At 33.9% G+C, this 25,564-nt stretch carries 19 protein-coding genes; 15 read left to right on the forward strand and 4 right to left on the reverse strand.

Annotated elements, in window-relative coordinates; translation table 11 throughout:
* Positions 1-325 precede the first annotated feature (325 nt).
* Entirely contained in the window at positions 326-2,983 is a 2,658-nt protein-coding gene (locus IGL70_RS01295) for a sigma 54-interacting transcriptional regulator (RefSeq protein ID WP_240187836.1), read from the reverse strand.
* Positions 2,984-3,389: 406 nt separating this feature from the next.
* On the opposite strand from IGL70_RS01295, the gene IGL70_RS01300 reads away from it, so the two are divergent.
* The 5 genes from IGL70_RS01300 to IGL70_RS01320 are packed head-to-tail and all read left to right on the forward strand — an operon-like array spanning position 3,390 to position 8,577.
* On the forward strand, positions 3,390-3,824 hold the full coding sequence (locus tag IGL70_RS01300) for a PTS sugar transporter subunit IIA (protein ID WP_002338593.1): 435 nt from the start codon (positions 3,390-3,392) through the stop codon (positions 3,822-3,824).
* Entirely contained in the window at positions 3,825-4,307 is a 483-nt protein-coding gene (locus IGL70_RS01305; protein WP_104873977.1) for a PTS system mannose/fructose/N-acetylgalactosamine-transporter subunit IIB, read from the forward strand.
* Positions 4,308-4,310: 3 nt separating this feature from the next.
* Positions 4,311-5,126, forward strand: a complete 816-nt coding sequence (locus tag IGL70_RS01310; RefSeq protein ID WP_086299915.1) for a PTS mannose/fructose/sorbose/N-acetylgalactosamine transporter subunit IIC — start codon at positions 4,311-4,313, stop codon at positions 5,124-5,126.
* On the forward strand, positions 5,123-5,947 hold the full coding sequence (locus tag IGL70_RS01315; RefSeq protein WP_002307836.1) for a PTS system mannose/fructose/sorbose family transporter subunit IID: 825 nt from the start codon (positions 5,123-5,125) through the stop codon (positions 5,945-5,947). Before IGL70_RS01310 ends, IGL70_RS01315 begins: the two co-directional genes overlap by 4 nt.
* Before the next feature lie 47 nt (positions 5,948-5,994).
* Positions 5,995-8,577 carry a family 78 glycoside hydrolase catalytic domain gene (locus IGL70_RS01320; protein ID WP_086299914.1) on the forward strand — a complete coding sequence of 861 codons (2,583 nt, stop codon included), beginning with the start codon at positions 5,995-5,997 and terminating at the stop codon, positions 8,575-8,577.
* 177 nt (positions 8,578-8,754) lie between these two features.
* Here IGL70_RS01320 and IGL70_RS01325 read toward each other — a convergent pair whose 3' ends face one another.
* Positions 8,755-9,315, reverse strand: coding sequence for a TetR/AcrR family transcriptional regulator (locus IGL70_RS01325; protein WP_104873978.1), 561 nt, complete (start codon positions 9,313-9,315; stop codon positions 8,755-8,757).
* 141 nt (positions 9,316-9,456) lie between these two features.
* Here IGL70_RS01325 and IGL70_RS01330 point away from each other — a divergent pair, with 141 nt between their 5' ends.
* The 5 genes from IGL70_RS01330 (at position 9,457) to IGL70_RS01350 (ending at position 13,937) form a co-directional block, all read left to right on the forward strand.
* Complete coding sequence (locus tag IGL70_RS01330; protein ID WP_104873979.1) at positions 9,457-10,071, forward strand: GNAT family N-acetyltransferase; 615 nt, start codon at positions 9,457-9,459, stop codon at positions 10,069-10,071.
* A gap of 189 nt (positions 10,072-10,260) precedes the next feature.
* The gene (locus IGL70_RS01335; RefSeq protein WP_104873980.1) at positions 10,261-12,141 is read left to right on the forward strand and encodes a heavy metal translocating P-type ATPase; all 1,881 of its coding nucleotides are present in this window, start codon (positions 10,261-10,263) and stop codon (positions 12,139-12,141) included.
* Positions 12,142-12,219: 78 nt separating this feature from the next.
* Positions 12,220-12,447 (forward strand): heavy-metal-associated domain-containing protein, encoded by a 228-nt coding sequence (locus tag IGL70_RS01340; RefSeq protein ID WP_002294740.1) that lies wholly within the window; start codon positions 12,220-12,222, stop codon positions 12,445-12,447.
* Positions 12,448-12,451: 4 nt separating this feature from the next.
* Positions 12,452-12,994, forward strand: coding sequence for a DNA-binding protein (locus tag IGL70_RS01345; protein WP_104873981.1), 543 nt, complete (start codon positions 12,452-12,454; stop codon positions 12,992-12,994).
* Between the two features lie 226 nt (positions 12,995-13,220).
* Positions 13,221-13,937: a DUF4767 domain-containing protein gene (locus tag IGL70_RS01350; protein WP_002324336.1), complete on the forward strand. Its 717-nt coding sequence runs from the start codon at positions 13,221-13,223 to the stop codon at positions 13,935-13,937.
* A 59-nt stretch (positions 13,938-13,996) separates the two neighbouring features.
* Here the strand turns inward: IGL70_RS01350 and IGL70_RS01355 are convergent, their stop codons facing one another.
* Positions 13,997-16,933, reverse strand: a complete 2,937-nt coding sequence (locus IGL70_RS01355; protein ID WP_438734861.1) for an LTA synthase family protein — start codon at positions 16,931-16,933, stop codon at positions 13,997-13,999.
* A gap of 311 nt (positions 16,934-17,244) precedes the next feature.
* Between IGL70_RS01355 and sstT the strand changes: the two genes are divergently transcribed.
* The 3 genes from sstT to truA all read left to right on the forward strand — a co-directional run bounded on the left by sstT (position 17,245) and on the right by truA (position 20,178).
* Positions 17,245-18,465, forward strand: a complete 1,221-nt coding sequence (sstT, locus tag IGL70_RS01360; RefSeq protein WP_240187440.1) for a serine/threonine transporter SstT — start codon at positions 17,245-17,247, stop codon at positions 18,463-18,465.
* A 146-nt stretch (positions 18,466-18,611) separates the two neighbouring features.
* Entirely contained in the window at positions 18,612-19,247 is a 636-nt protein-coding gene (locus IGL70_RS01365) for a DUF998 domain-containing protein (protein WP_002294730.1), read from the forward strand.
* Between the two features lie 190 nt (positions 19,248-19,437).
* Entirely contained in the window at positions 19,438-20,178 is a 741-nt protein-coding gene (gene truA / locus IGL70_RS01370; RefSeq protein ID WP_104873855.1) for a tRNA pseudouridine(38-40) synthase TruA, read from the forward strand.
* 144 nt (positions 20,179-20,322) lie between these two features.
* Here truA and IGL70_RS01375 read toward each other — a convergent pair whose 3' ends face one another.
* Complete coding sequence (locus IGL70_RS01375) at positions 20,323-21,960, reverse strand: hypothetical protein (RefSeq protein ID WP_086299913.1); 1,638 nt, start codon at positions 21,958-21,960, stop codon at positions 20,323-20,325.
* Positions 21,961-22,105: 145 nt separating this feature from the next.
* On the opposite strand from IGL70_RS01375, the gene IGL70_RS01380 reads away from it, so the two are divergent.
* Both IGL70_RS01380 and IGL70_RS01385 read left to right on the forward strand, forming a co-directional pair.
* Complete coding sequence (locus IGL70_RS01380) at positions 22,106-23,794, forward strand: hypothetical protein (RefSeq protein WP_240186775.1); 1,689 nt, start codon at positions 22,106-22,108, stop codon at positions 23,792-23,794.
* On the forward strand, positions 23,781-25,415 hold the full coding sequence (locus IGL70_RS01385) for a 6-pyruvoyl-tetrahydropterin synthase-related protein (RefSeq protein WP_002326423.1): 1,635 nt from the start codon (positions 23,781-23,783) through the stop codon (positions 25,413-25,415). Before IGL70_RS01380 ends, IGL70_RS01385 begins: the two co-directional genes overlap by 14 nt.
* Positions 25,416-25,564: the final 149 nt, after the last annotated feature.

Genomic DNA, 25,564 nt, shown 5'->3' on the forward strand with positions numbered 1-25,564 from the left:
TTTTACTCAAAAAATCTTCATTCAACAATCTGACTAAATAAGTTGAGAAAACAAAATATCTATATTTCAACATCCAAGTGAATTATAAATTTCATGCACTCTTGATACCTAAAACCTTATCATAAACGAGAATACCATTGAAAAAATTATAATAAATAAGCTTCAATTGTGATACGAGAAGGATACGGTTCTTCTTAACTAATATTGAAAATAGTCAGCAAAAAGGGGGACAAACTTTTAATTGTCTCCCTTTAATTGTTAAGGTGAAATATTATCACTCTTAAACAATAAGTTTAAAAAATACTCGTTTACATAAACCGAAGGATTATTTAGATGCAATAATATCATAGATAAAGAAACATTCATCATAAGAAACAGTGATCCCAAATTCTGTTTCAATATTTTTGAAGGCCTTTTTTACATGAAAAATTGGTTCATGAGAAGGCCTTGTGTCATCTTCTGATATAATTTTAAGTTCATGACCGTTTATCAATGTACGCTCAATTAGACACGCTGTGTGAATCAAAAGTTTTAAAAGAATGGAATAAGTGAATTTTTTGTGGAAAGTACATTCCAATTCTTCGATAAAATCCATTAAGCTTTTTTGGATCTTATTCCCAGCTAATAAGTAGAGGTATTTGTCCACTGCTTCAATTCCCATATCAAAAACGATATTTCTTGTGAATGAGTGGCTGCTGCCCTTTTTTGATTGTTGTTCTTCAGTCGTAAGATGACAAAGTACCTTATCTAACCCATCATGAAGAACAATTTCTTCTAGAGAAACAAAAGGAGCATAGCTGATTTTTGGATTTACAGTCCCGACGATTGCTATGATTTCTATATCTTTAGAACGTAGCATGGTTTCTCGTATTGAAGTTCCGTTATGACCGCTGATTGATTGAACATCAACATCAAATATTTTTAATTCTTTCAATAATGATTTAATGTTTTCTTCTAAAAATCGGGCGGTTCCTTCTCCAGTTTGACAAACTGTGTAGATGATTTTGCTTTTTCTCTTATTGAATTTGGAAACTATTTTATTATTAAGTAAAGTATTTCTACGATTATCAATGTCTAAAATATTATTGATAGTAGATTGTAGTCCCATAGATAAAAATTCTGTATTTTTAGCAGCTTCTAATATTATCAATGTATCAATTCGTTCAATGATAAAAATGCTTTTTTGGGTTTCTTTTCTTAAATTAGATTCAAAATTTACTAAAGATCCCATATCAGCAAAAATGATGATTTCTGTCGATTCAAAGTCAGCTATCGTTTTTTTTATGGCATCATAAGTTTGCTTTGGTGTACTGTGTAAAGGCATGTCAACAGGGACAATAATTTCTTTGGAAAGAAGACTATTCACAGTATGTGCAATTTCAGATGCGACGCGCTCGCCGTGGGCACATACAAGAATACTGACATTTTTACTATTTGTTTTATTTTCTACTATGGAAGAAACGATAAGACTCAATGAATGGATTTCATTTTGAGAAAAAATGATCTTCTTTTTTTGTTCTAACTGCTTGACGATTTTACGTGTAACTTGCATAACATTAGCAGGTAGCTTCTCTGTTGTTTTGATCTGGCTGAAAAATATATCGTTTTGTTGAGTGTGGCTGTGAATATATAAAGCAAAAGCAGTACTGACATTTTTATCTAGGATGATGCCTAAGGTGTTATATAAAATATCTGATATTAATAAGACAATGCTTTTTATATCATCGTTCAATAAAAAGGTGAAATGATCATTTCGCAATCGCTCTTTAGCGATTTCTTGTGAATAATCATTAAATGCTTGTGTAATTGAACGGGGGCTATTGGAATAATTCTTAGTAAAAAAATTTACAAAATCATAGCTGGCGATTGTTTTTCTGTCTTCATCCAATGTGGTATCAAAAACAAATGGCTTTACGCCAACAATCGTTTCGATTTCTTTTTTGTCAGCTAGATTTATTTTTATTAAGGATGATAAAACTGTAGGTGGAAAGAAGTCTTGCGTAATCAGAACTTCTTTTGAATTGTTTTTTTTCTTTTCTAATAGAGCACGAGCTACAGATAATTGAATGTCACTTTTCAATTGACCGATGTTTCCGAGCGGGGTATAAGCCAACAATGCTTGAATCGCATCTGGCTGTACGATTATTTGAGAACCAATTTTTTCTGTTTCTTTGTTATATAAGAATGATATGAGATCCAATCTTTCGACAATGCTTCTTTCTTGAAAGTTTGGAAGTTGGATCATGACAGGGATTCTACGCTTAAATGTTTCTAATAATGCTGAATTCGGAGGCTCTGTAGTTGCCGTGATCAGCAATGTTGAAGCGTAGCGCTTATTGACAGAATCACCTAGTTTATAGAACTGATTTTTATCGATAAATTGAAAAAGCATCTCCTGTCCTTCTGGAGGCAAGCGATGGACTTCATCAAGAAACAAAATTCCTCCATTAGCAGCTTCTATCAATCCTACTCTATCGGCATCTGCTCCAGTGTACGCTCCTTTGACATTTCCAAATAAGTGACTTAGCAATAATTGCGGATTGCTTGCATAGTCGGCGCAATTAAGAACAGAAAAATTTGCTTTTTCGTTGAAAATATTTTCTTGTTTTCCATAATCAAATATTTTTTCAGCTAACAAGCTTTTGCCAGTCCCTGATTCTCCAAAAATCATCATATGTAATCCTCTTGGAGGATAATTGATTGCTGCCTCTGCTAATTGAATAACTGGTTGTAAACTTTTATTTGCACCGATCAACGAATCAAAAGGATGAATTTTTTTAGAGGAGTAGTTATCTTTTATGAGTTCTTGTATGGAATTTATTTCTGTCTCTCCTATATAACGAAGGTTTAGTCTTTGACAGAGTATTTTTTTACATAGAAATCTGGTTGGTTTTCCTGATAGTTTTAATAATTTGTCCTGCCTCATGAGTTTGTTTAGATCCGAAGAAGCATTATTTCTTAAAATATCTAATTCCAAAGACACTTCTTTTGCGGTTATACCAATATCTGTATCATTTAATAAAATCTTTTTTGAAAGGCTTTCTGTGTAAGTGGTGCAGTAATGGTGCACCTTGTCTATTCGTTTCATAAAACACCTCCTCCCACTAATATAAAGCGCTTTAATGTAAAAATCAATACACTTAAATACTTATGGAAAAAGCTGAGAGTGGCTTTTGAAGATAGCAGTCGACTATTTATACCAATTTTATTAAATCTTAGTTAGAAAAGATGTGTTTTGTGTATTTATCTGTATCATTACGTACGTGATAGTCCAATATTTTTATTATGCGTATTACATGTGCATTTTTTCTTTTAAGAATTGCCTAGATTTCAATAAGTTAAAAAATGGCACGAGTTTTGCTTTGTTTTTTATTGAAGGGAGGCATTTGATGAATAAGAAGATGGGAGTTATTTTAGCAAGTCATGGTTTTTTTGCTAAAGAAGCACTAAATAGTTTAGAAATGATACAAGGTGATTTTAGTAATGCACGTGTGGTTTCATTATTTCCAGGAATGAGCTTAGCTGATTTTGTAATTAAAATTGAAGAGAAAATAGAAGAACTTGATACGACTAATGGACTGCTTATTATATGTGACATTTTTGGAGGAACACCTAGTAATGCAGCCGCGATGATTTTAATGAAATACCAAAGAAAGGATTACTATGCTTTTGCAGGATTCAATCTAGGGATTCTGCTTGAATTGTCTAATTTTAGAGAAAAGGCACCTGAGTACGTGATGGAGAAAATGAATGAATTAATGTCTTATAGTTGGAAACAGATAGAAACACCAAAACCAATAATCGAAAAAGCGGAGGGATTGTAGATGGCAATTGAATTGATTCGTATTGATGATCGTCTAATACATGGCCAAGTCGTCACAACTTGGGTAAAACAAAAAGGAATTGAACAAATCTTGATTATTAATGATTCGATAACAAATGACCCTGTTCAAAAATCAGTTTTCGATATGATGGCACCTCAAGATGTCATTGTAAGAACATTCGGGGTAGAACAGTTTGCAGAAATCTATCAAAAAACTGCAATTAAAAGAAAAACCTTATTATTATTAACGAATCCTGTAGATGTAGAGACGTTGTTAGATGGAGGGGTCCAGTTTAATTATTTAAATCTTGGCGGCATGAAATTTACCTCTACTCGTACAAGGTACACACGGGCTATTTCTTTAGATGAGAGAGAAAAACAAGCACTTGTCAATATTAGCAACAAAGGTGTCAAAGTATCCGTTCAAATGATTCCATCAGATAAAGAAATCCATATATCAGAATTGATAGAAGGAGAGGGATAATAAATGTTAATACAATGCATATTGTTAGCAGTGTGGGCTGGGATTTGTACTGTTGATGAAAGGACGCTGTGGACTGGAACGCCAAAAGCAATTTTAGCTGGATCAGTTGCAGGAGTGATAATGGGAGACATCACTACAGGTTTGGTAATTAGTGGTACACTTCAAATGATGTGGCTGGCAAATGCAGCAATCGGCGCATATATCCCACCTAATGAAGCAACAGGAGCGATAATTGGCGTGGCAATTGCCATTATGACAGGCGGTGGTTTAGCAACTGGTTTGGCAGTAGCTGTACCAACAGCATTGTTGTGTCAGCAAATCATCATGTTAACGAATACGGTCAATATCGTTTTTCTTCATAAAGCAGAGAAAGCAGTGGAAAGTGGGGATTTTGACAAAGTTGCACGATATAACTATTTAGGAATCCCATTAAGTTTTATTGCTGGTTCAGTTCCTGTCTTTTTAGCGGCATATTTTGGCGGACCAGCAGTACAATCAGTTTTGGATTTTGTGCCGGAACAAATTTTTGATGGACTAACTGTATCTGCAGGCATTATACCAGCTGTTGGTATGGGTATGTTGTTGATGATGATGTTAGGTAAAAATATGTGGATTTTTTTGCTTCTTGGCTTTGTATTTGCAGCATATTTGAATTTAGGAACAATCGCTATCTCGATCATAGGAGTTTGCTTAGCTGGTTTGTATGATCTAATGATAAATCGGGAGGACGCAACACAAAATGTTAGTATAACGTCTAATGAAATTATCACAAATAAAAATGATGATTCAGAAGCTATTGAGGAGGTATACGATTTATGATTATAGAAAATGAGCAATCAAAGATGACAAAACAAGATTTAACAAAAGCATTCTTTCGTTCTCAATTATTAATGGCTACAAGTAACTTTGAACGAATGCAAGCATTAGGTGCATATTATTCAATAGTACCGACTTTGAAAAAAATATATGGGGATAAACCAAAGGAGGAACGGGTAGCTGCAATTAAGCGACATTTAGAGTTTTTCAATACTAATCCCTATGTATACGGTCCGATTTTAGGAATAACAATGGCTATGGAGGAACAAACACCAGAGGATCAAAAAGAGTCTGTTATTGCTGTGAAAACTGGATTGATGGGGCCTTTTGCTGGTTTAGGTGACAGCTTGTTAGCAATGACAGTAGTTCCTATATACATGAGTATTGCTTCAGGGCTAGCAATTGAAGGGAATCCAATCGGTCCTATCCTTTTCTTCATTCTGTTCAGTTTGACTATTTGGCCTTTAAAATATAAAGGGATTTTTATGGGGTATGAAAAAGGATCGGCGTTGTTAACAGGAGAAAACGGCAATAAAATGTTAAAACGGTTGGCTACTATGGGAAATGTGGTCGGAATGATGGTAGTTGGTTCTCTTATCGTAAGTACTGTGAAAATTAATATTCCTATCGAATATACGGTTGGAGAATCTACCATAAAGATCCAAGAAATGTTAGATGGTATCATGCCTAATTTCTTTCCATTGCTTATCACGTTGCTTGTCTATTATTTACTTAAAAAAAGAAATGCAAAAAATGCTGTAGCAATCATCGTTTCGATTATGGTAATTGGAATCTTTTTATCAATAATAGGAATTCTAGCGTAATTATCTGCATAGAAAATTCTTAAGTCATTGAATAATGTGGAGGCGTTATGGAAAATTGTACCGATTTAATAATAATAAATGGAAAGTATACTAATTATGCTGTGGATGTAGAAGAATCGATTATAATAAATTGGTCTCGAATAAACATAATTCAAAAAAAAGCCCAGTTATATATTATGAACGAAGATCAAGATATCGTTCTCAAACAAGAGATAGGAAATAAAAAATATAGCAACGTGAAATTTCCAACTATTTCTGATCAAAGAAAAAAGTACTTACTTCATATCATTATAGAAGGGGAAGAAAGTATACAGGAATTTCATACAACGTTTTATTCCGCAAACCCTAATTTGAAGAACGCACATTGGATTACAAGACAAGATCATCCTATTGAGAAAGAAAATATGTATTACAGAGATCGACCTTCTATTATTCTAAAAAAATCATTTATAGTTGAGAGACTAGAGAAAGATTTATTTTTAGATATTTGTGGATTAGGATACTATACAACTTATATCAATGGGAAAAGAATAGACGATTACTATTTGAATTCAGATGTAACAAACTATGGTAAACAAGTGTATTATGATACTTATAAGCTTAATCCTTTTGTGGAAGAAGGTTCAAATGAAATTATAGTAGAATTGGCAAATGGCTGGTACAATCCTGCCCCGTTGAAATTATTAGGGAAATACAATATGAGACATCGCCTTTCCATTGGTAAGCCAATGCTCATTTGTTCAATCAGCGAATTGGCGAATGGCAAACAAAGAAATATTGTTGAGAGTAATCATGATTGGTTAGCTGAAGGAGGGGAAATTCTATTCGACAATATTTATATTGGCGAAAGAGTTTCGTTTGTTGAAAATGAGGAAAGTAATCCTGATTCATCTACTCGAGTAAATATGAGGGTAACGGAAATCGTTGGTCCAGCTGGAAAACTTGTGCCAAGTACTATACCAAAAACGAAAAGATTGAAAAAAAGAAAACCAAATGTAATAAAGAAAACGAAATATGGTTATTTGATTGATTTTGGAAAAATTATTTCAGGGCAGATTTCTTTAACTATTTCTTCAAAAAAACAAAATATAAAAATTAATTATGCTGAGAGCCTCAATGATTCGCAAACCGAATTGGACTATTCTACCACAACTACAAGCATATATGGAATCAATGATCCGGAACAGGGGATTAATGAATCAGATACAGTCATACAGGAAGATCAGTTTCTATGTGGGGACGGTAAAACGACATTTGAAAACATGTATGTTTATCACTCATTTCGATATATGAAAGTTGAGGGAGAATGCGCTATTTTTGATATCAATGATTTACATGCATTTGATACTTATGCTGATCTTACAATAACAAGTGAATTCAATACTTCTAATCAGTTGTTGAATGATCTTCAACGTATTGCGATTCAAACCAAAAGAAATAATATCCGTTCATATTATGAAGATTGTGCTCGTGAAAGACTAGGATATGGTGGAGATATTGTCGCATTAATAGAATCTCAAATTTATTCATTTGATTCGGAACAATTATTGAAAAAAGTGTTGCTTGATTTTATTTTCGATCAAACCCTTGAAGGAGGAATAACACAAACTGCTCCATTTATGGGTATCCAGACGTTTGGACCTAGTAATAACGCTGGTTCGTTAGGATGGCAATTAGTGCTTCCAGTCATTGTCTTAAAATATATGAAATATTATGGAATGTCCATTATTGAGGACAAAAGAATTTCAGTATCTTTGAATAGACATCTGAATTATCTTTTGAAATTTGATTATGAGTACATTAAGTATTGTTGTTTGGGTGATTGGGGTTCTGTAGATACTGTTCTTATTAATAACAAAGAAACACCGCCAGATAAAGAATTTTGTTCAGCAGCAATGTATTTAATAGTATTGCAAAGCTATCAAAAATTAGCTGTGTTTACTAAAGGAATGAGCTTTGAAACAGAAAAGTTAGAAGAAAAAATTAGGTATGTAAAAGAAAAACTAATAAAGGAATATTACAATTCTAAAGGTTATTTTCAAGGTGGCAGCCAATCAAGCTATATTTTTTCTCTCAAAGCTGGATTAGATAAAGAATTCCCAGAATTATTACAAAAATTCAAAAATCAAATTAGGGAAGATGATGGTGTCTTTAAGATGGGGATTTTTGGCATGGCGTGGTCATATGAAATTCTAGATGATCAAGATTTAATTTATCAATGGCTCACAAGGAAAAATTATCCAAGTTTTTATTCTATGGTATCTAATAATAGTGGAGCGTTGGGCGAGTATTTTAAAAAAATGAATGGATCTTCTTTAAATCATGCTATGTTCACATCATACAGTCAATGGTTTATCTCTACTTTATTGGGAATCAAATTTGATCAAGAGACACAAGAGTCTACTGATTTATTAATTGATCCTTATATTCCTGACGATATAGAATTTGCAGAAGGGACTTTAAGAACGATTCATGGAGAAATTGGAATAGGATGGGAAAAAACGCAAGAAAAAACGATGATAAAAGCCCAGATTCCTTCAACTATCAATTATAGATTCTCAAAAGAATTTAAAGTAAACTCGAAAACAATCATCGATGGCAGTTGGTTAATTGAAGCCATCAAAAGATAATTAAGTAATAGTGTACAATCATTATTTTTGTTACAAAATTTGTATGGTGGAAGCAACTAAATATATTTCACTCCTATAAAAAAATTCGAAAAACAGCATAGTTTTTCAAGAACTTTTTCATCTATTTTTACCGGAAAAAGTGGCTGCGACAAGATTTTTGTCACAGCCTTTTTTTATTCAAGGCATGATTTTCTCTATGTGATCATTCAGTTTCTGTAAGAGTTCTAATAATTCTTTTTTGGAGTACTTGTAATTGCTTTCTACCCATCGATTGAGAACAGATAGACAACCTTGGACGTGGTACGTAGTGAAGAATCTCATTTCTTCTGTGATAATCGTTTTCTTGTCTTCATATAGCCATATGTTCAGATAGTTTTCTTCAATAACTTGTTTAACTTTCTTCTGAAACGAAATATCACCATGGTTGAGGATAAATAAGCGATATAAAAAAGTATTTGCGTAAACATAGTCAATCAAGCGAGTGTATAGTTCCTCATAGCTATGGGCTGGATCATAAGAGAGAATTTCATTTAGATCCCGAAAAAAGTTGCTTTCTAATTGATCATATAGATCATAGATATCTTTATAATGTGTATAAAAAGTCGAACGATGTACATTTGCCGTTTCTGTTAGTTCGCGTATAGTGATTGCTTGAATCTTTTTATTTACTAATAATGTGGATAGTGCTTCAGCCAAAGCTTTTTCTGTTTTTTTGACGCGTCTATCTGTCTTTTTCATTTACCTATCTCCTTATCCGACATATCAAAGCAAAGCTGTCGCTTAATCGACAATCTTATAGATGATTGACTATAGATAGTAGACACTGTGTCTATTATAATGTAAGTATAACACAATCATTGAAGTTGAGGAGGCGAAATGATGAAACTAACTTTTAAACCCTTAGAAAAGAAAGATTACAAAAAAGCTATCTATTTTGCTGTTGAAGGAATGAACTTTGAGAGATATATGGAAAATGAACTTCTGCTGAATCTTTACGGAAGATATTTTTTGTATATGGAGTTGAATCGAGCAACTCAAATTCTTGCTTTGTATGCAGAGGACGAGTTGGCAGGTATTTTGCTGGCGGAGATAAAAGGAGAAAAAAAGAAACATCGTTCTTTTGGACAGCAAATATATGTTAAGATATTCGATTTTTTACAAAATATATTTGCTAAAGAAAGTAAAGGAGCTTACGAGACAGCAAATGAACACATGCTTGCAGCATATTTAAAAAAGCATTCGCCAGATGGAGAGATCATTTTTTTAGCTGCAAATCCTGATTTGAAAATAAAAGGCATCGGTACCAAGTTGCTAACAGAATTTGAAAAAAGAGAGAAAGGAAAAGAAATATTCCTTTTTACAGATAGTGGCTGTATGTATCAATTCTATGAACGACGTGGATTTGAAAGACTAAAGGAAAAAATTAGCAAGATAAAAATCTTAGATAAAGAAATAGATCTCCGATGTATGCTGTACAGGAAAATCATTCAATGAAAATTTTGATAGAAACGACAATAGTTGGCAAGATCACTTTTAGTGAGTCTTCTTGCTAACTATTTTTTGTAGTATATTCTACCAAAAGAAAACCGCCTTTTTGACTAAACTTGATAGTGGTCAATTTTTTATGATGGATAAGTCTCTATACTTAGTCTCGTAAGAACGAAAAGGAAAAGAGGGAGAAAGATGAAATTTCAAAAGTGGATCCAAGAGCACCGAAATCATATCACCGCCTTATCAGCTGTGTTGATTATTTTTGGTTTTATCGGAAAATTTACTGGATTTGTCTTGTTCTATAACATTGCTCTAGCCATAGCTTCTATTATTGCGGTCATACCTATTATGATCCATGCGTATCAGGCAGTGAAAGTCAAAGTTATCTCAATTGATTTACTCGTTACTATTGCTGTGCTTGGTGCCTTTATGATCGGAGAATACAAAGAGTCAGCTATCGTTACATTCTTGTTTTTGTTTGGTAGTTATCTGGAACAAAAAACATTGACCAAAACGCGGGAATCAATCAAGGCTTTGACCGAGATGGCCCCATCGACTGCTAGTGTTGTCCAAGAAGATGGAACGACTGAAGAAGTGGAAATCGATGACGTGGAAGAAGGCGATATCGTCTTAGTAAAAACTGGTGGAGCTATTCCTGTGGACGGACGAGTCATTGACGGAAAAGGTTATGCGGATGAAGCCGCAGTGACTGGTGAATCACGACAAGTCGTCAAAATCAGTGGAGATGAAGTCTTCTCTGGAACGATTTTAGCAGATGGCTATATGACGATCGAAGCAACTAAGGTCGGAGATGATACGACCTTTGCCAAAATTATCGAATTAGTAGAAGAAGCACAAGATACCAAATCCCATGCAGAAAAATTCATTGATCGATTTTCTCAGTATTATACTCCAACCGTTTTACTTATTGCGTTGCTTGTTGGTCTGATCAGTCGTGATTTTCGTTTAGCAATCACTGTTTTGGTTCTTGGTTGTCCTGGCGCTTTAGTCATTGGTGCGCCTGTTTCGAATGTAGCAGGAATCGGTAATGGAGCGAAACGGGGCATCTTAGTCAAAGGCGGTGAAGCAATGGATACTTTTGCCAAAATCGATACTTTTGTCTTTGATAAAACCGGTACATTGACCAAAGGAACTACTGCTGTATCCACTATCAAGAACTATACAGAGGATGAAGGGGACAGCTTAGCTTTAGTGGCTCGATTAGAAACGTTATCCGATCATCCTCTGGGGCGCGCCGTGATCCATTATGCTCAGGAGAAAGACATTGATTTTCAACAATTAGCAGTCAAAGATAATCAGACGATCAAGGGACAAGGAATCACAGCTGAGATTGATGGTCATGCAGTTTGTGCGGGCAACACCAAATTGATTGCCGCTCACAAACTTTCTCTCACACCAAAGCAAGTACAAGATTTACATCAATTACAACAAACAGGCAGCTCGGTCATTATTGTAGCAATCGACAAAAAAATCACTCAAATCATTGGTGTGTCAGATGTGATTCGACCAGAAGTCGCTGAACAATTAGCTATGTTGAAACAAGCAGGAGCAAAACATTTAGTGATGCTGACAGGTGATAATCAGATGACTGCTGATTATGTAGCTGATATGTTAGGCATTGATGAAGTCCATGCTGAATTATTACCAGATGAAAAGGTTCAATTTGTGAAAAAATACCAAGAACAAGGATTGCGCGTTGCTTTCATTGGAGATGGAATCAATGATTCTCCCTCTTTGGCTGCGGCTGATATCGGGATTGCTATGGGATCAGGAACGGATGTCGCTATCGAAACGAGTGACGTTGTCTTGATGCAATCTAGTTTTGGATCGTTGGTTCATGCTTACCGTTTGGCTAAGAAAACTGTTTTGAATACCCGTGAAAATGTAGTGATTGCCATTGGTGTCGTCTTATTTTTACTCATCGGCTTATTTGCCGGGTTTATTTACATGGCTAGTGGGATGTTCGTTCACGAAGCTAGTATCTTGATCGTTATCTTTAACGCGATGCGCTTATTGTATTTTGGACACGAAAGCAAAGAAGAAAAATCGTAAAACTTGATAAGAATCAATTTTTTTATGGAAGCTGTAATCTAGAATAAGACTATCAAGAAAAAGGAAGGAAGAACTACGATGAAAAAAATTATTATGCAATTAGATACACTAGCTTGTCCAAGCTGTATGCAAAAAATCGAACATGCGGTTTCTCAACAGCCTGGGGTAAGCAATACGAAAGTTTTGTTTAATGCGAGCAAAATCAAAGCAAACTTTGATCCAGATGAAGTCCACCCTGAACAATTAGCTGCAGTTGTGGAAAAATTAGGTTATGAAGTCCAATCAGCAAAAGTAAAAGAGGCGTAAATCAATGAATATAGTGGAAGAAAAATTTGCTCAAGAAACAAAACAAGCAGATATCGACCATCATAAACCAACTGCTGGCGCCATGGTGGGGCATGTATTAGCAAATTTTAAATTAGAAGAAATGAAATTGATCCAAGCACAATTGTATGTTTTGGGTACATCTTCGCAAGAATTAAGTACCCTTTTTTCAGAATATGCTGATCAAGAAGCGAGATGGTTCAATAAAATCTCTCATGAGTCAGTGATTGATAATGAAATCGTTCCGTCTACTTTAGAAGAAGTCATGCGTTATGGAAAAATTTACGAACATGGTCAAAACAAATATTTACCAGCTTCAACAATGTTGGAAAACTTTGCAAAAGATTTTGATTTCCAAAATATGTTTATCACACGGGCAATCAAGTTAGCTGAAAAAGAAGAAAAATATGGCTTGCAACAATTACTCGTTGAACTTTTAAGTTTCAATAAAGAAATCATCTACCAAGTACAAAGACTCCAAGGAAAAACTGTCCGACAAGATTTGGATGAGGAAGACGATGATGACTAAAAGTCTATGTTTCTTCAAATACAAATATAAAGCGTGAGGTAAATTGGAAAATCACGAAGATTAAAATAAAAGAAGCACCCGCTGATGTATTACAGACAACATCAGCGGGTGCTTCTTAGTTTTTAGAAGATTTGAAAGATTGATGAGAAAATACAAAAAATCAATAAAATCACATTGCTTATTTGATAGAATAAAGAAGTGGGAGTAATCGAAAGGAGTTTTTTAATTGAAAAAAAGGATTTTAGTAACAATTGGTCTAGCTTTTTTGTTAGCTGGTTGTACCAACGGGAATGAATCGAAAAAAGAATCAACAAAAGAAACAGCGAAAGCAACAATTGCAACTACTACAACAACTAGCACAGAGAGCAAGTCAACTGCAGCAAGTACAGAAACAGCAGATACCTCTACTTCGTCAGAGTCTTCCAAAACGACTGAAACAACTCAAACATCTACTTCAAGTTCTTCTGTAGAGGCTTCATCTTCCTCTTCAGAAAGCAGCGAACAAGTTGAACAAACACTGTGGAATGCAGACAAATCCGCACAATTAGAGGCATTTATGGCTACATGGGGCCAAACAATGGGACAACAATACAAAAGTTATACGAATCAAATGAGTGTGGACTTATATGGTCTTAAAGTCCCTCAAGCTATTTTGAACGGGGAGTGGAAGATGGCTATTGGTGGAGTGCCTGTTTCTGCAGAATGGTCAGAAAGTGGGACAGGTCAAGCAGACTATCAAATCACAGCCGTCTATTCCGATGCAGAGACAGAACCATATCTGAAAAAGCACGTCTATCTATTCGGGTTTCAGCAAAATCAGCCAAAAGTATTGGTGACACAACAAAATCAGGGGAATCCCGATAATTATCTTTACTTTAACGAGACAGCGAATAATGAATTGAAAAATGGCTTTAATCAAATCGTTTATGGACAAGCAAATTAATGAGATAAACAAGGGGTTGTGACATGTCTTTTATCACAACCCCTTGCTCAGTTTATTTGTTAGTCTTTTATTTTTTGTGTCGCCCATGTTGCACTGTACTGGTTACCTGCAACAAGATCATATTGTATCAGACGATAATCTTCTAGAATTTCTTTTTGTTTCTCAGTTAAATTTTTTTCTTGGATAATTTGACTATCCTCTGTAACAAAGACCTGTTTTCCATTAAAACGATTAGACAAGCTTTCTGTAGGATCAATTGTTAATGCAGGTAGATGATTAGATACTTCTGTCAACAACGCATAGTAAGGAGTTACTTTGATATTCGCATGCTCAAGAGCCATAGCACCAAAGTTATTAGGAGCAACAACTTCTTTATTTAACGTAGCTGCTTGTTCACGACTATACTTGTTGTTATAAATGAAATAATCTGTCTGGTGCTGTTCTAATCCATATTTTTTCGAATCATTCCCACTATAGATTGCGGGTAAATGGTCACCATAAAAAACAAAGGTAATCGGTTTATCGATTTTGTCGATTTCTTGGATGAATTTTTTTACTGCTGTATCGGTATAGTGAAGGCCTTGCATATAAGTTTGTAATTCTTTTCTTCTATTAGGAATGACAGCAGTTCCTTCAGCAGTGTAGTTCAATTCACTATAGTAATCATCATAAGGCATATGGTTTTGCATAGTGGATAATTGGATGAATTGCGACGTTTCTGTATTGCTTTGTAAAGCTTTCAAGGTTTCTTTGTATGCTGAATCATCCGATATGCGTGGGCTTTGTTCTATTTTATCCGTATAAGTTAATTTATCCGGACTGTCTAAATAATAGAACCTGTCAAAACCAAATTTATCAAACACTTGTTTTCTGCGATAAAGAGCAGCTGTAAAAGGATGGATGGCTATTTTTTCATCGAATAGATCGGTAATATTTGGACTTATTTTCTGACGCTCCACTAGCTGGGTATAAGGTGTAACTAACGAAGCAGACAGGTTACTGATACTCAAGCCTGTCAGTCCTTCCCATTCCATGTTAGCTGTTCCGCCACCATAACCGACGGATAACATCAATCCTCCTGTTCCTTCTGTTATAATGCTTTTGATGTAAGGAATAGGGTCTGTAGGTACTGTCAGATTAGGGACACGTGCAGGATCACTGAAGCTTTCACTTAAATTGAGAACGATCGTCTGATTGTTTAACCAGTCACTTCTTGTTTGGTTGATTTCATCTGCCTTTGTGTTGTACTTTTTCATTATTCCATTAATTTTTTCTTTCGAATAGCCAGCAGGTTCTTCCATGATTTTAATGTCGATATTGTTTAGGAATTGAATGACTGGTCCGTTATCTTTTACGGCGCCTTGCTGGTTAAAGAAAGTCTTGTTTACTTTAAATAAATTAAACAGCAAGAAAGAAGGCGAATTTTTGTGATTAATGAAAAAGACACCCGAAAAACATCCTAATAATACAGCGATACTGATAAATCGACGTTTCCAATGAATCTTCAAGGAATACTGTTTTTGTAGTCTACGTTGTACAATAATACTAGTAATCAATAATAGGAGAAGGATCAATCCGCCCACGATTAATAAGACTGGGCTAACCATCGATAATAGTTCTGACAATCCGGTCAGCATTTTTAAATCTGAAGGAAAGACAGGCTCTTCCCGCATTTCCATTTTGATTACTGTCGAAATAGTGAGCAGTAAGTTAATGATCAAGGTAGCAGTCAAGGCGTACCAAAAACGATTGGAAATCAACAATAGTAAGAAGAAAAATCCCATAATAATGATGATTGTCAGGATCATGGGTGCTTGTCGCTGAGTAAATATTTTTAAGGCAACCTGGATAGTTTCTTTCCAACCTTCTTTTGGTTCTAAAACGAAAATCTGCACGAAGGTAAAGCAGTAAAAAAATGCTGCAACTAAAAAATAACTTTTATGAACAAAAAGCCAATGAATTCTTTTTTTCCAACGCTGAGTTAATTGTTCAATCGAATCAAAAGCGAAGTATTCGATGAAACGATGAATGAAACGGATTTTTTGTATATAAAATAAAAAGATAACTAGGAGGGACACTGCTAATAAATAGTAAATAAAAAACTGCCCGATATTTATCAGCCATGCCTTCCCTGAGTTTGGAAATTCACGTTTCATAAATGTAGATACGCGATAAGAAACTAAAGGGAAATTACATATAACTTGAGTGACAATCAAAAATACAGCAAGAAAATTTCCTCTTCCTTTTATACCTAATTTATCAGATAGCATTTCTAAAAATAAAAACGAAGAGAAAGTATAATACATTGCGAAGAGAGAATATGGTTTAGAAAACCTCAGCGCTGTATCTGTATTTCCTCTGATGATGAGTGAAATTTGTGTCATCAAAATAATCAAACCGAATAAAACAATCAAGCTGATAAATACTTGAGGAAGCTTATAGCGGACCTTTTCTTTCCAGTTCCATTCTTTCAAACCATAACCCATTAAAAATAAATAAAAAATCCATAAAATACTCTGTCCATTCTGTAATGCAAACGGGTCTTTATTAAATAGAGTAGAGCAGCCAACTAATCCAATTGTTAAAAATAATAGTAGATATTTAATTGTTGTTTTCGATAATTTATTTAAAAATCCAACTGTATAAGGAATACTACAAAAAAGCAAAGTACAAGAAACAGCATAAGTAAAGTAATTCTGACTGATAGGTGTTAGGATAAGCCAATAATCACGAATATTCAAGCTGCCAGCTTGTACGTAAAAAAAGATATTGCAAACTAGTGTGGCTATTAGGAATATAAAGGCAAAACGACTTAAATAATGTAAAACTTTTAAACGGGCGATTTTTTGATATTGGTAACCCATGTAAAGTGGGATCAAATTTGTACCAATAACAACGGAAGTTTGTAAAAATGTATAGATGTAGAATCGACCAGGGTTTGTTGCATATGTAGGAATAGTGACTGCTGAAATCAATATACGCTGTAAAACCATCATTATACAAGCGACAAAGATTGTCAGGAAGCCATAACTCTCCTTCTTTATTTTTTTCAAGAATAAACACCTCACAAAAAAATTGGACAAAAACATAAGAAAACGTTTCCTGATAAGTTGCCCATTAATAACATCCTAACTTAGAATATCTCAAAAAACAACGTGTAGACAGAAAAAGTACAAAATTAGCAAGAAATGGTTGTTTGTATTGTTAGAATTTTTAGAAAATTATACCTTTAGTTTCTTTGCATAAAATGATACAATGATTGTTAAAATTGTGAAAGGGTGGTCATTTGTTAGAGAAGTTTTTGGATATGTCGTTAGTTCAACGTATTGTTGTTGGTATTTTAGTCGGAATATTGTTTGGTATCTTTTTCCCCACATGGACATTTATTTCAATATTGGGAACGTTGTTTGTCAGTTGCTTGAAGGCAATCGCACCTATTCTGGTTTTTTTCTTGACGATGGCGTCAATTGCCAAGCATAGAATTGGGAATAAGACATTCGTGAAGCCTATTTTGATCTTATATTTAGTGGGAACATTGCTTTCTGCACTTGTAGCAGTTATTGTAAGTTCAATTTTTACTGTTCCTATTACTTTACAAGAAACAGTATCTGAAAAAGCACCGCAAAGTTTGGAAAGTGTTTTATCTACTATGTTGACGAATGTCACACAAAATCCTGTTCAATCTCTTATTGATGCGAATTACCTTGGCGTCTTATTCTGGGCTGTATTGTTGGGACTAGCTTTTCGAGCACGTTCAGAATCGACAAAAGAGTTGGTGGATCAGATATCTATAGCGTTGTCACAAGTCGTACAAGTGATTATTGCATTTGCTCCGATAGGGATTTTAGGATTGGTTTATCAATCAATTGCTACGACTGGAATCGCTGGATTGGCAGAGTATCTGCAGCTTTTACTTGTTTTGATCGGTACGATGCTGTTTGTCGCATTAGTTGTGTACCCATTCCTCACGTTTTTGTTTATTAAAGAAAATCCCTATCCATTGATTTTCTTTTGTTTGAAAGAAAGCGCACTTCCCGCTTTCTTTACCCGAAGTTCTGCCGCAAATATCCCGATAAACATGATGTTGGCTGAAAGATTGAAATTGACAAAAGAGTCTTATTCCACATCGATCCCGTTAGGTGCTACGATCAATATGGGCGGTGCCGCGATTACCATTTCCTTGATGACGTTGACTGCTGTACATTCTTTAGGGATTGAAGCACCTTTTGTTTTGAAAGTCCTTTTATGTATTTTGTCTGCTTTAGCTGCTTGTGGAGCTTCAGGTGTTGCGGGCGGTTCACTGTTATTGATTCCATTAGCATGTAGTTTGTTTGGTATCTCTAATGATGTCGCGATGCAAATCGTCGGTATTGGATTTATTATCGGTGTTATCCAGGATTCAATGGAAACTGCCTTAAATTCGTCAAGTGATCTGTTGTTTACTGCAATAGGAGAGCTAGGCGCGCGTAAAAGAAGTGGGGAAAAAATCAAATTGAAAGATTGTTTAGATGGATTAAGTGAACGTTGAACGTTAGATATTTAGTATTTTTAAAATGATTCGAGTTTTTAATGAGTTATATAGATGTTCGTGTAAATAGAGGTTTCTGTTAAATCAAGATAAAGTCGTTTATAATAACAATTAAAAGCATAGGTAATTGTTATTGGAGGCGTATCATGGATTTTTTACGTAAATTTGGTTTTTTCTTTTTATTATTAGGCGTGCTGAGTGATTTTTTGACTCCGTACGTATTAGGATTGTATTATCCTGAATTAGATCAAATGAAGAGCGTGATCAGTGTATTTGGAGAGGTTTCCAGTCCTGTAAGAAAAGCGTTTCTTATTTGGTCTGTGGTTTCAGGGATCTTTTTCATCCTGTCATTGCCTGCATTGTATGCTGCATTTGTAAGTACATCTCGTGTGTTAGCTACCCTAGTTACAGCAGCCATCGCGTTCTATGGTATAGGTGATTGTATCTTTACAGGTTTGTTCAGTATCAATACCCATGAATCTTCGTGGAATGTCTCGACATGGGTCCATAATATCGGATCAGGTTTAGGTTACAGTGGTTTTTTATTGTTTCCAGTTCTTCTTTTCTTGATCTATCGAAAAAATGGGCAAATGGATGTAAGCCACTTATACCTTGGACTGTCTGTGATCAGTTTGCTTTTTGCGGCGATTTATGGACTGGCAAGAATTCCTTCTATAAATTCTTGGCCATTACTGAATAAAATAGGTTTTTGCCAAAGAATCAGTTTTTTCTTTAATTATGTGCCCATTGCCTGGTTGAGTATCTTGCATCTCAAACAGTAAAACTTGAGCCGTCAAATTGAACAGTCAGCGGATACTTCATCCGGTGGCTGTTTTTTGTTTTTCTGAAATATATATTTCCACACTTTTCTTGTATAGCTTCTGTCTTAGAGAAGCAAGGAGCTATATTTTGTGCTACAATCTTAAAAAGGTAGAGAGAAGACCAAATGGAAGACAGAGGAGCCACTAAAATATGAGAAACATCAAGTTGACAATCGAATATGACGGAAAAAGATATTCAGGATGGCAAAGACTTGGAGATGACGATAAAACCATTCAAGGAAAAATCGAAAAAGTATTGCATCAGATGACAAATGAAGAGATAGAAATTATTGGATCAGGAAGAACAGATGCTGGCACCCATGCGCGAGGACAAGTAGCAAATTTTAAAACAAACACAGAAATTGGACTGGCAGAAATGATCGACTTTATGAATCGTTACCTTCCGCGGGATATTGTCATCAAAAGAATCGAAGAAATGCCTGAGCGCTTCCATTCAAGATATAATGCGGTGGGCAAAAAATACAGCTATTATGTTTGGAACAACGTGATTCCTTCAGCATTTGAGCGAAACCACAGCTTTTATTTCCCTCAAGAGTTGGATATGGACAAGCTGAATGCAGCTTGCGAAAAATTAGTGGGTACACATGATTTCATTGGTTTTTCTGCATTGAAAAAATCAAAAAAATCCACAGTGCGTACGATTGATGAATTATCTATCGAACGAAAGGGAGAAATGCTTCATTTTACTTTTGTCGGAGACGGATTCTTATATAAAATGGTGCGGATTATCATGGGGACATTACTAGAAATCGGCACAGGTGCCATGCCGATAGAAACAATCGATGAAATATTTGAAAGCAAAGTGCGGCAACATGCAGGAGAAACCGTCCCTGCACAAGGTCTGTTTTTGGATGAAGTTTATTATCAATAAAAATACTTTGATAATGGATGAAACGCATGTTTCACAGTATAAATATCGATGTTAAATAATGTATGAAGCAAATTAAAGAAATATAAAAAAAGACTTTTTAGCCTGTTTATGTGTACAGCTAAAAAGTCTTTCTTAAATAAAAATCTAGTGAGAATGTTGTACTTCTCTTCTCGGTTGTTTTTGTTTAGAAAAAGTAAATCGATAAAGTAAAAATAAAATCAAAGTAACGATAGATAAATATCTTGAAGCAATTGCTAGTTTTGTGTACTGATAAGTAATAACGACTTTATTTATACCTGGAGGAATAGTTAATTCAGTTGTGCCAAACTTAGATAATTTTGTTTGTACTAGTTTGCCATTAATAGAAGCCACTTGCCCTTTATAACGATAAATAGGTGTCATCAAGACAGTATTTTTATTATTCGAATTATCTAATTCAATTGTAAGTTTGTTACTCATAAAATGAGTTGTTGGATTTATTTCCTGGTTACCTAGTAAATATTGATCATTATTAATCATATCAGGATGATAGATTGACTCTTTGTTTGCATAATCAGTATGATTGTAATTTTCAGCTATAGCAACAGCGTCTTCAGGTGCTATAAGTGTTAATGAATCTTTGTTAGCATGGATAGAATTGCTTACTCCTGAGAGATGCAATATTAGTGCAAGAAACGTAAAGACCATTATTTTCCATGAATTATTTTTAGTAGAAAAAATATAATAAATCACTATACTCATCGTATAGGCTATAAATAAAGAAGAAAAACCATTTAACCGCCAGACAAATTGTAGACTCTTAACTGGTGTATGGTTAAAAAGTTGCCAAGGAAATAAATTGGTTGAACAAAAAAGAACAAATACACCAAGAAAGAAAATAAATAAATCATCAGCAGTTAATTTTTTTATAAAAATAAAAGCACCAATCAATCCGAGAAATAAGAATAATCCAATAGTATAGTTGTTATAGTTATTATTTAAAATATGTGTCAGCATATCACTAGGAGCCATACCACTTAATTCTTTTCCCAGTGGGACTTTCAATTCTTGTGCTCTAGATTGTTGAATAAAAGGAATTAAGAATCCCGCACTTAAAAAAAAGGTGAGGGCGGTAGCTTTTAAAAGACTTAAGAGTCTAGCGATTTTTTGGTCCCAAAAATAAAAAGAAAGAAACAACGTTCCTCCAATAAATACAGAAACCATAGCGACAGAAAGTAAATGAGTATACACTACTAGCGTCATGCCAATAGACAACCAGTACCATTTTTGGTAATCTCTAATATAAATTTCGTAACACCCCATTAGTATCAAAGGCAAAAATGTTAAAGCGACAGCTTCTCCCAATGAAGCACGATGGAATATGTCAATGGCACGATAGGCGGAAAATGTATAAATAATCGAAAATAACAGCGAAATATAACGATTGTTTTTTATTTGTTTCATAGAAAAATAAGAAACGACCATTGTTAAAAAAGTGATAAAAAAATAGTAGATATTATAACCTAAAACAAGATTTCCCATCATTTTATAAAATAAAAAAGCTGGATAAAGAGTAAGCCATGGATAAAAAATATTCATCATTGTTCCATGATGATCGAAGTTATTGAAGTTTACTGGAGAACTCCATACATTATCTAGTCCTATGATTCGAGATAAATGAAAGTAAGTATCCTGATTGACACTATGATAGATTCCCTTAGACATGAATAGAGGGATGACGTAAGCAAAACTTAGAAATAACATAAAAATGATATCTATTATTTGGTTTTTGTTTTTTTTCATTTTTTTCTCCTATTTAAAAGTAATAAAAATTGATTCTTTTCTAGTATATCATACTAGTGCTATGAAAAATTTAACGCAAAGCTTATTAAAAAAAGACAATTCTAGTATACTGAAAATAGAATTAAAAAAGGAGAACAACAAATCTATGAAAATAAGTAAAAAAGCATTTCTTTTAGTAGTTCTTATCTTACTTAGTACTTTATATTCAGTAAATTTTATGAGAAATGCCCAAGAAATTTATACAACAGGTGATTTATCTTTTCATCTTTCACGAATCAAAGGGTTATCTTCTATTTTTGAAGGGCCAATCAACTATACAACATTTAACAATTATGGAGATGGACTGAACTATTTTTATCCTTTTCTTACAATAATTCCTGCAGTCGTTTTTTATGGAATTTCAAATAACTTAATATTAAGTTATGTTCTATATATTTGGTTATTAAATATTTGTACGATTCTGATTAGTTTTTATTATGGAGAAAAGTTTTTTAAAAAGATAGATGCTGCTTTTTTATTTAGTTGTTTATATACTTTTGCAACTTATCGAACAGTTGATATCTATTATCGATCCGCAATTGCAGAAGCAATCGCTCTTACGATTATCCCAGCTGTTTTATATTATGCTTATGGATTGATATTCAATAGAGAAAAAAAAGTCATCGCTTTATCTGTCAGTATAAGTCTACTTGTGTATACTCATGTCTTAACTACACTATTGTGTAGTGCATTGATTGCTTGTATGATTATAGTTCGTTTGTTTTTAAGCAAGCAAATAAAAAACGATATAAAATTTGTGGTCGTGAATTTAGTAAAGGCTGTTTTTTTGACTTGTGCATTAACTAGCTATTTTTGGTATCCTATGTTGCAGCAGATGAATTATCAAGAAATACACAGTCCCTTCAAAACAGATTTGCAGCTAGAAGCACTTTCTATTTCAGATAGTATCATTCAAGCGTTAAATAACGATATTACAACATACACTATGGGGTTATTAGGATTGGTTGCGTTGATTTTTCCTTTATTCATACTGAAAGAAATGGAGAAAAAAGAAAAAATCATCTATGTTGGCGTAGTTTCTACATGGGTATGCGTAACTAATTTATTTCCATGGTTTTTGTTTCAAAAAACACCGATAAGCTTGCTCCAGTTTCCTTGGCGTATCTTAGGTAACCAAATCTTTTTTTCTTCAATGATCATAACGCTTGTTTTTATGAAAAAGACTATGAATAAAAAATATTCATGGTTAATCATTGGCGCTACTGTGGTGTTTCTACTCGTCACGTCTATAGCAGCAAAAGAAAATTACGCAAAAGTTATCCAATCAAAACACGGTCATATTGTTATCAATGAAGAAACACTCCCACGTTATACAACATCAGATATGGGAGGATTATACGATTACGCCCCAACAGAAGCGATAAAAGAAAGGCCTCACTTAGAAAAACATGAAGTAAAAGTAGGAGAATCGTGGGAAAAAGGGAAGTATAAAGCTGCAGATAATAACATTACTTACACAGTGGCAAGCAACAAAAAGCAAAAAGTGACAGTACCAGTATATGCTTATTTAGGTGCACAGGTAAAAGTAAACGGTAAAGTCGTAAATGACTCTTATAAAAAACATGGCTTAGTGAATGTGGATGTAAATGCTGGAGAAAATAAGATAGAAATTACAACAAAATATACTCCAACTGCTCTCATGGCTTTATGGATCAGTATTCTGACTTATTGTTTAGTGGTGTATTCAAGTTTTAAACGATTTGCACCTAATAAGTTGAAAGATTCTCGATATGTGACTAAAAAGGAGATAAACAAGAAGAATGAAAATAAATAAAAAAGTAGTAATATTGAGTGGATTAATTATAGTTAGTAGTATATATTCTTTCATCTTTTTCAAAAATACACAGAGTATTTATACCACTGGAGATCTTTCTTTTCACTTATCTCGAATCAAGGGGTTATCGACTATTTTTACCAGTCCGATTAATTATGAGACATTCAATTATACTGGATATGGTGTAAATTATTTTTATCCCTTTCTGACTTTTTTTCCAGCTGTAATGTTATATTGGATGACAAAAAATTTGATTGTAAGCTATATTATTTACGTTTGGTTATTGAACTTGTGTACAACACTCGTAGCTTATCATTATGGCGAGCGGTTTTTAAAACAAAAAAAAGCGGCATTTTTATTTAGTTGTCTCTATATTTTCTCTGCTTATCGGACAGTAGACATCTACTATCGTTCCGCAATTGCCGAAGCTATCGCAATAACACTTGTTATCCCTGTATTATTTTATGCTTATCAAATCATCTCTGGAAAAGAAGAAAAGTATCCGTCTGTAAAGCTAGCATTGAGTATGAGTTTGCTAGTGTACAGCCATGTACTATCAACATTAATGAGTACAGCATTAATTATCATTTTTATTTTTATTCGTTTGGTTTCTAAAGGTTTCAAGAATGCAGATTTTATTGCTATATTTAAAAAATTATTTAGTGCGGCAGGAATGACATTGGTTCTGACGAGTGCTTTTTGGTATCCGATGTTTGAACAAATGCTCTACCAAAAAATCAACAAACCTAGCGTGACAAATTTATATGCTCATGCATCTAATGTGTTCGATAGTCTGACTGAAGCTATGAATAACGACTTAACTACTTACTCAATGGGACTAGTTGGTCTGTTATCTTTATGTATTCCCCTGATTTTATTTAAAAAATTAACAAACATAGAAAAAAAGATTTATTATGGTACGTGTTTGACTTGGCTAGCTACAACTAGTTTGGTGCCATGGTATCTTCTGCAAAATACGCCAGCCAAATTGTTACAATTTCCTTGGCGGATCTTAAGCTTGCAAATAATATTCTCTTCTCTGATATTAACGATGATATTTTTCAAAAATAGAAGATACAATAAGACAAGAGAACTATTTTATTTATTTATGACTGTTTTGTTATTAATCACTTTAACTGTTTCTAGTAAAAAAAATTTCAATCAAAAAATAATTTCTCAGCCGGGACATATTGTTGTAAACAAAGAAACAGTAGAGGCGTATACCACTAAAGGAATGGATTATTTTTTATATGATTATTCTCCTATCGCTTCATTGGAGAATAAGGAGCATATAATAAAACACGAAGCAAAGATTGGCAGTCAATGGGTAAACCTTCCTTATAAAACAACTGGTAGTTCTATCATATATAGAGTAACTAATGAGAAGAGCCAAGTAATCACACTTCCTGTATATGCTTATTTAGGAACGAATGTAGAAATAAATCATCAACCTGTAAAGGAGCAGGTGAATGCTAATGGATTGGTACAAATAAGCGGAGTCAAAGGAGTTGCTGATATTAAAGTAAGCACAAATTATACAGTAACGACTATTATTTCTTATCTTGTTACATTAACTGCATATTTATGTTTATTTTTTAAAATAGTTTTCCATAAAAGGTAAATTAACTTTTCATTTATAAAATAAATTGATTAAAAAGGAGAATCTGTCGATAAGGATTCTCTCTTTTTTATACGAAAAATCTGTAGGGGGATGAAGTAATCGCTTATTTCCTCACTTTATGATAAATTACAGCTAAAGTCACTAGCTTG

This window comes from Enterococcus sp. DIV0901a (genome assembly GCF_051711525.1).
Classification (GTDB): Bacteria; Bacillota; Bacilli; order Lactobacillales; family Enterococcaceae; genus Enterococcus_B; species Enterococcus_B faecium.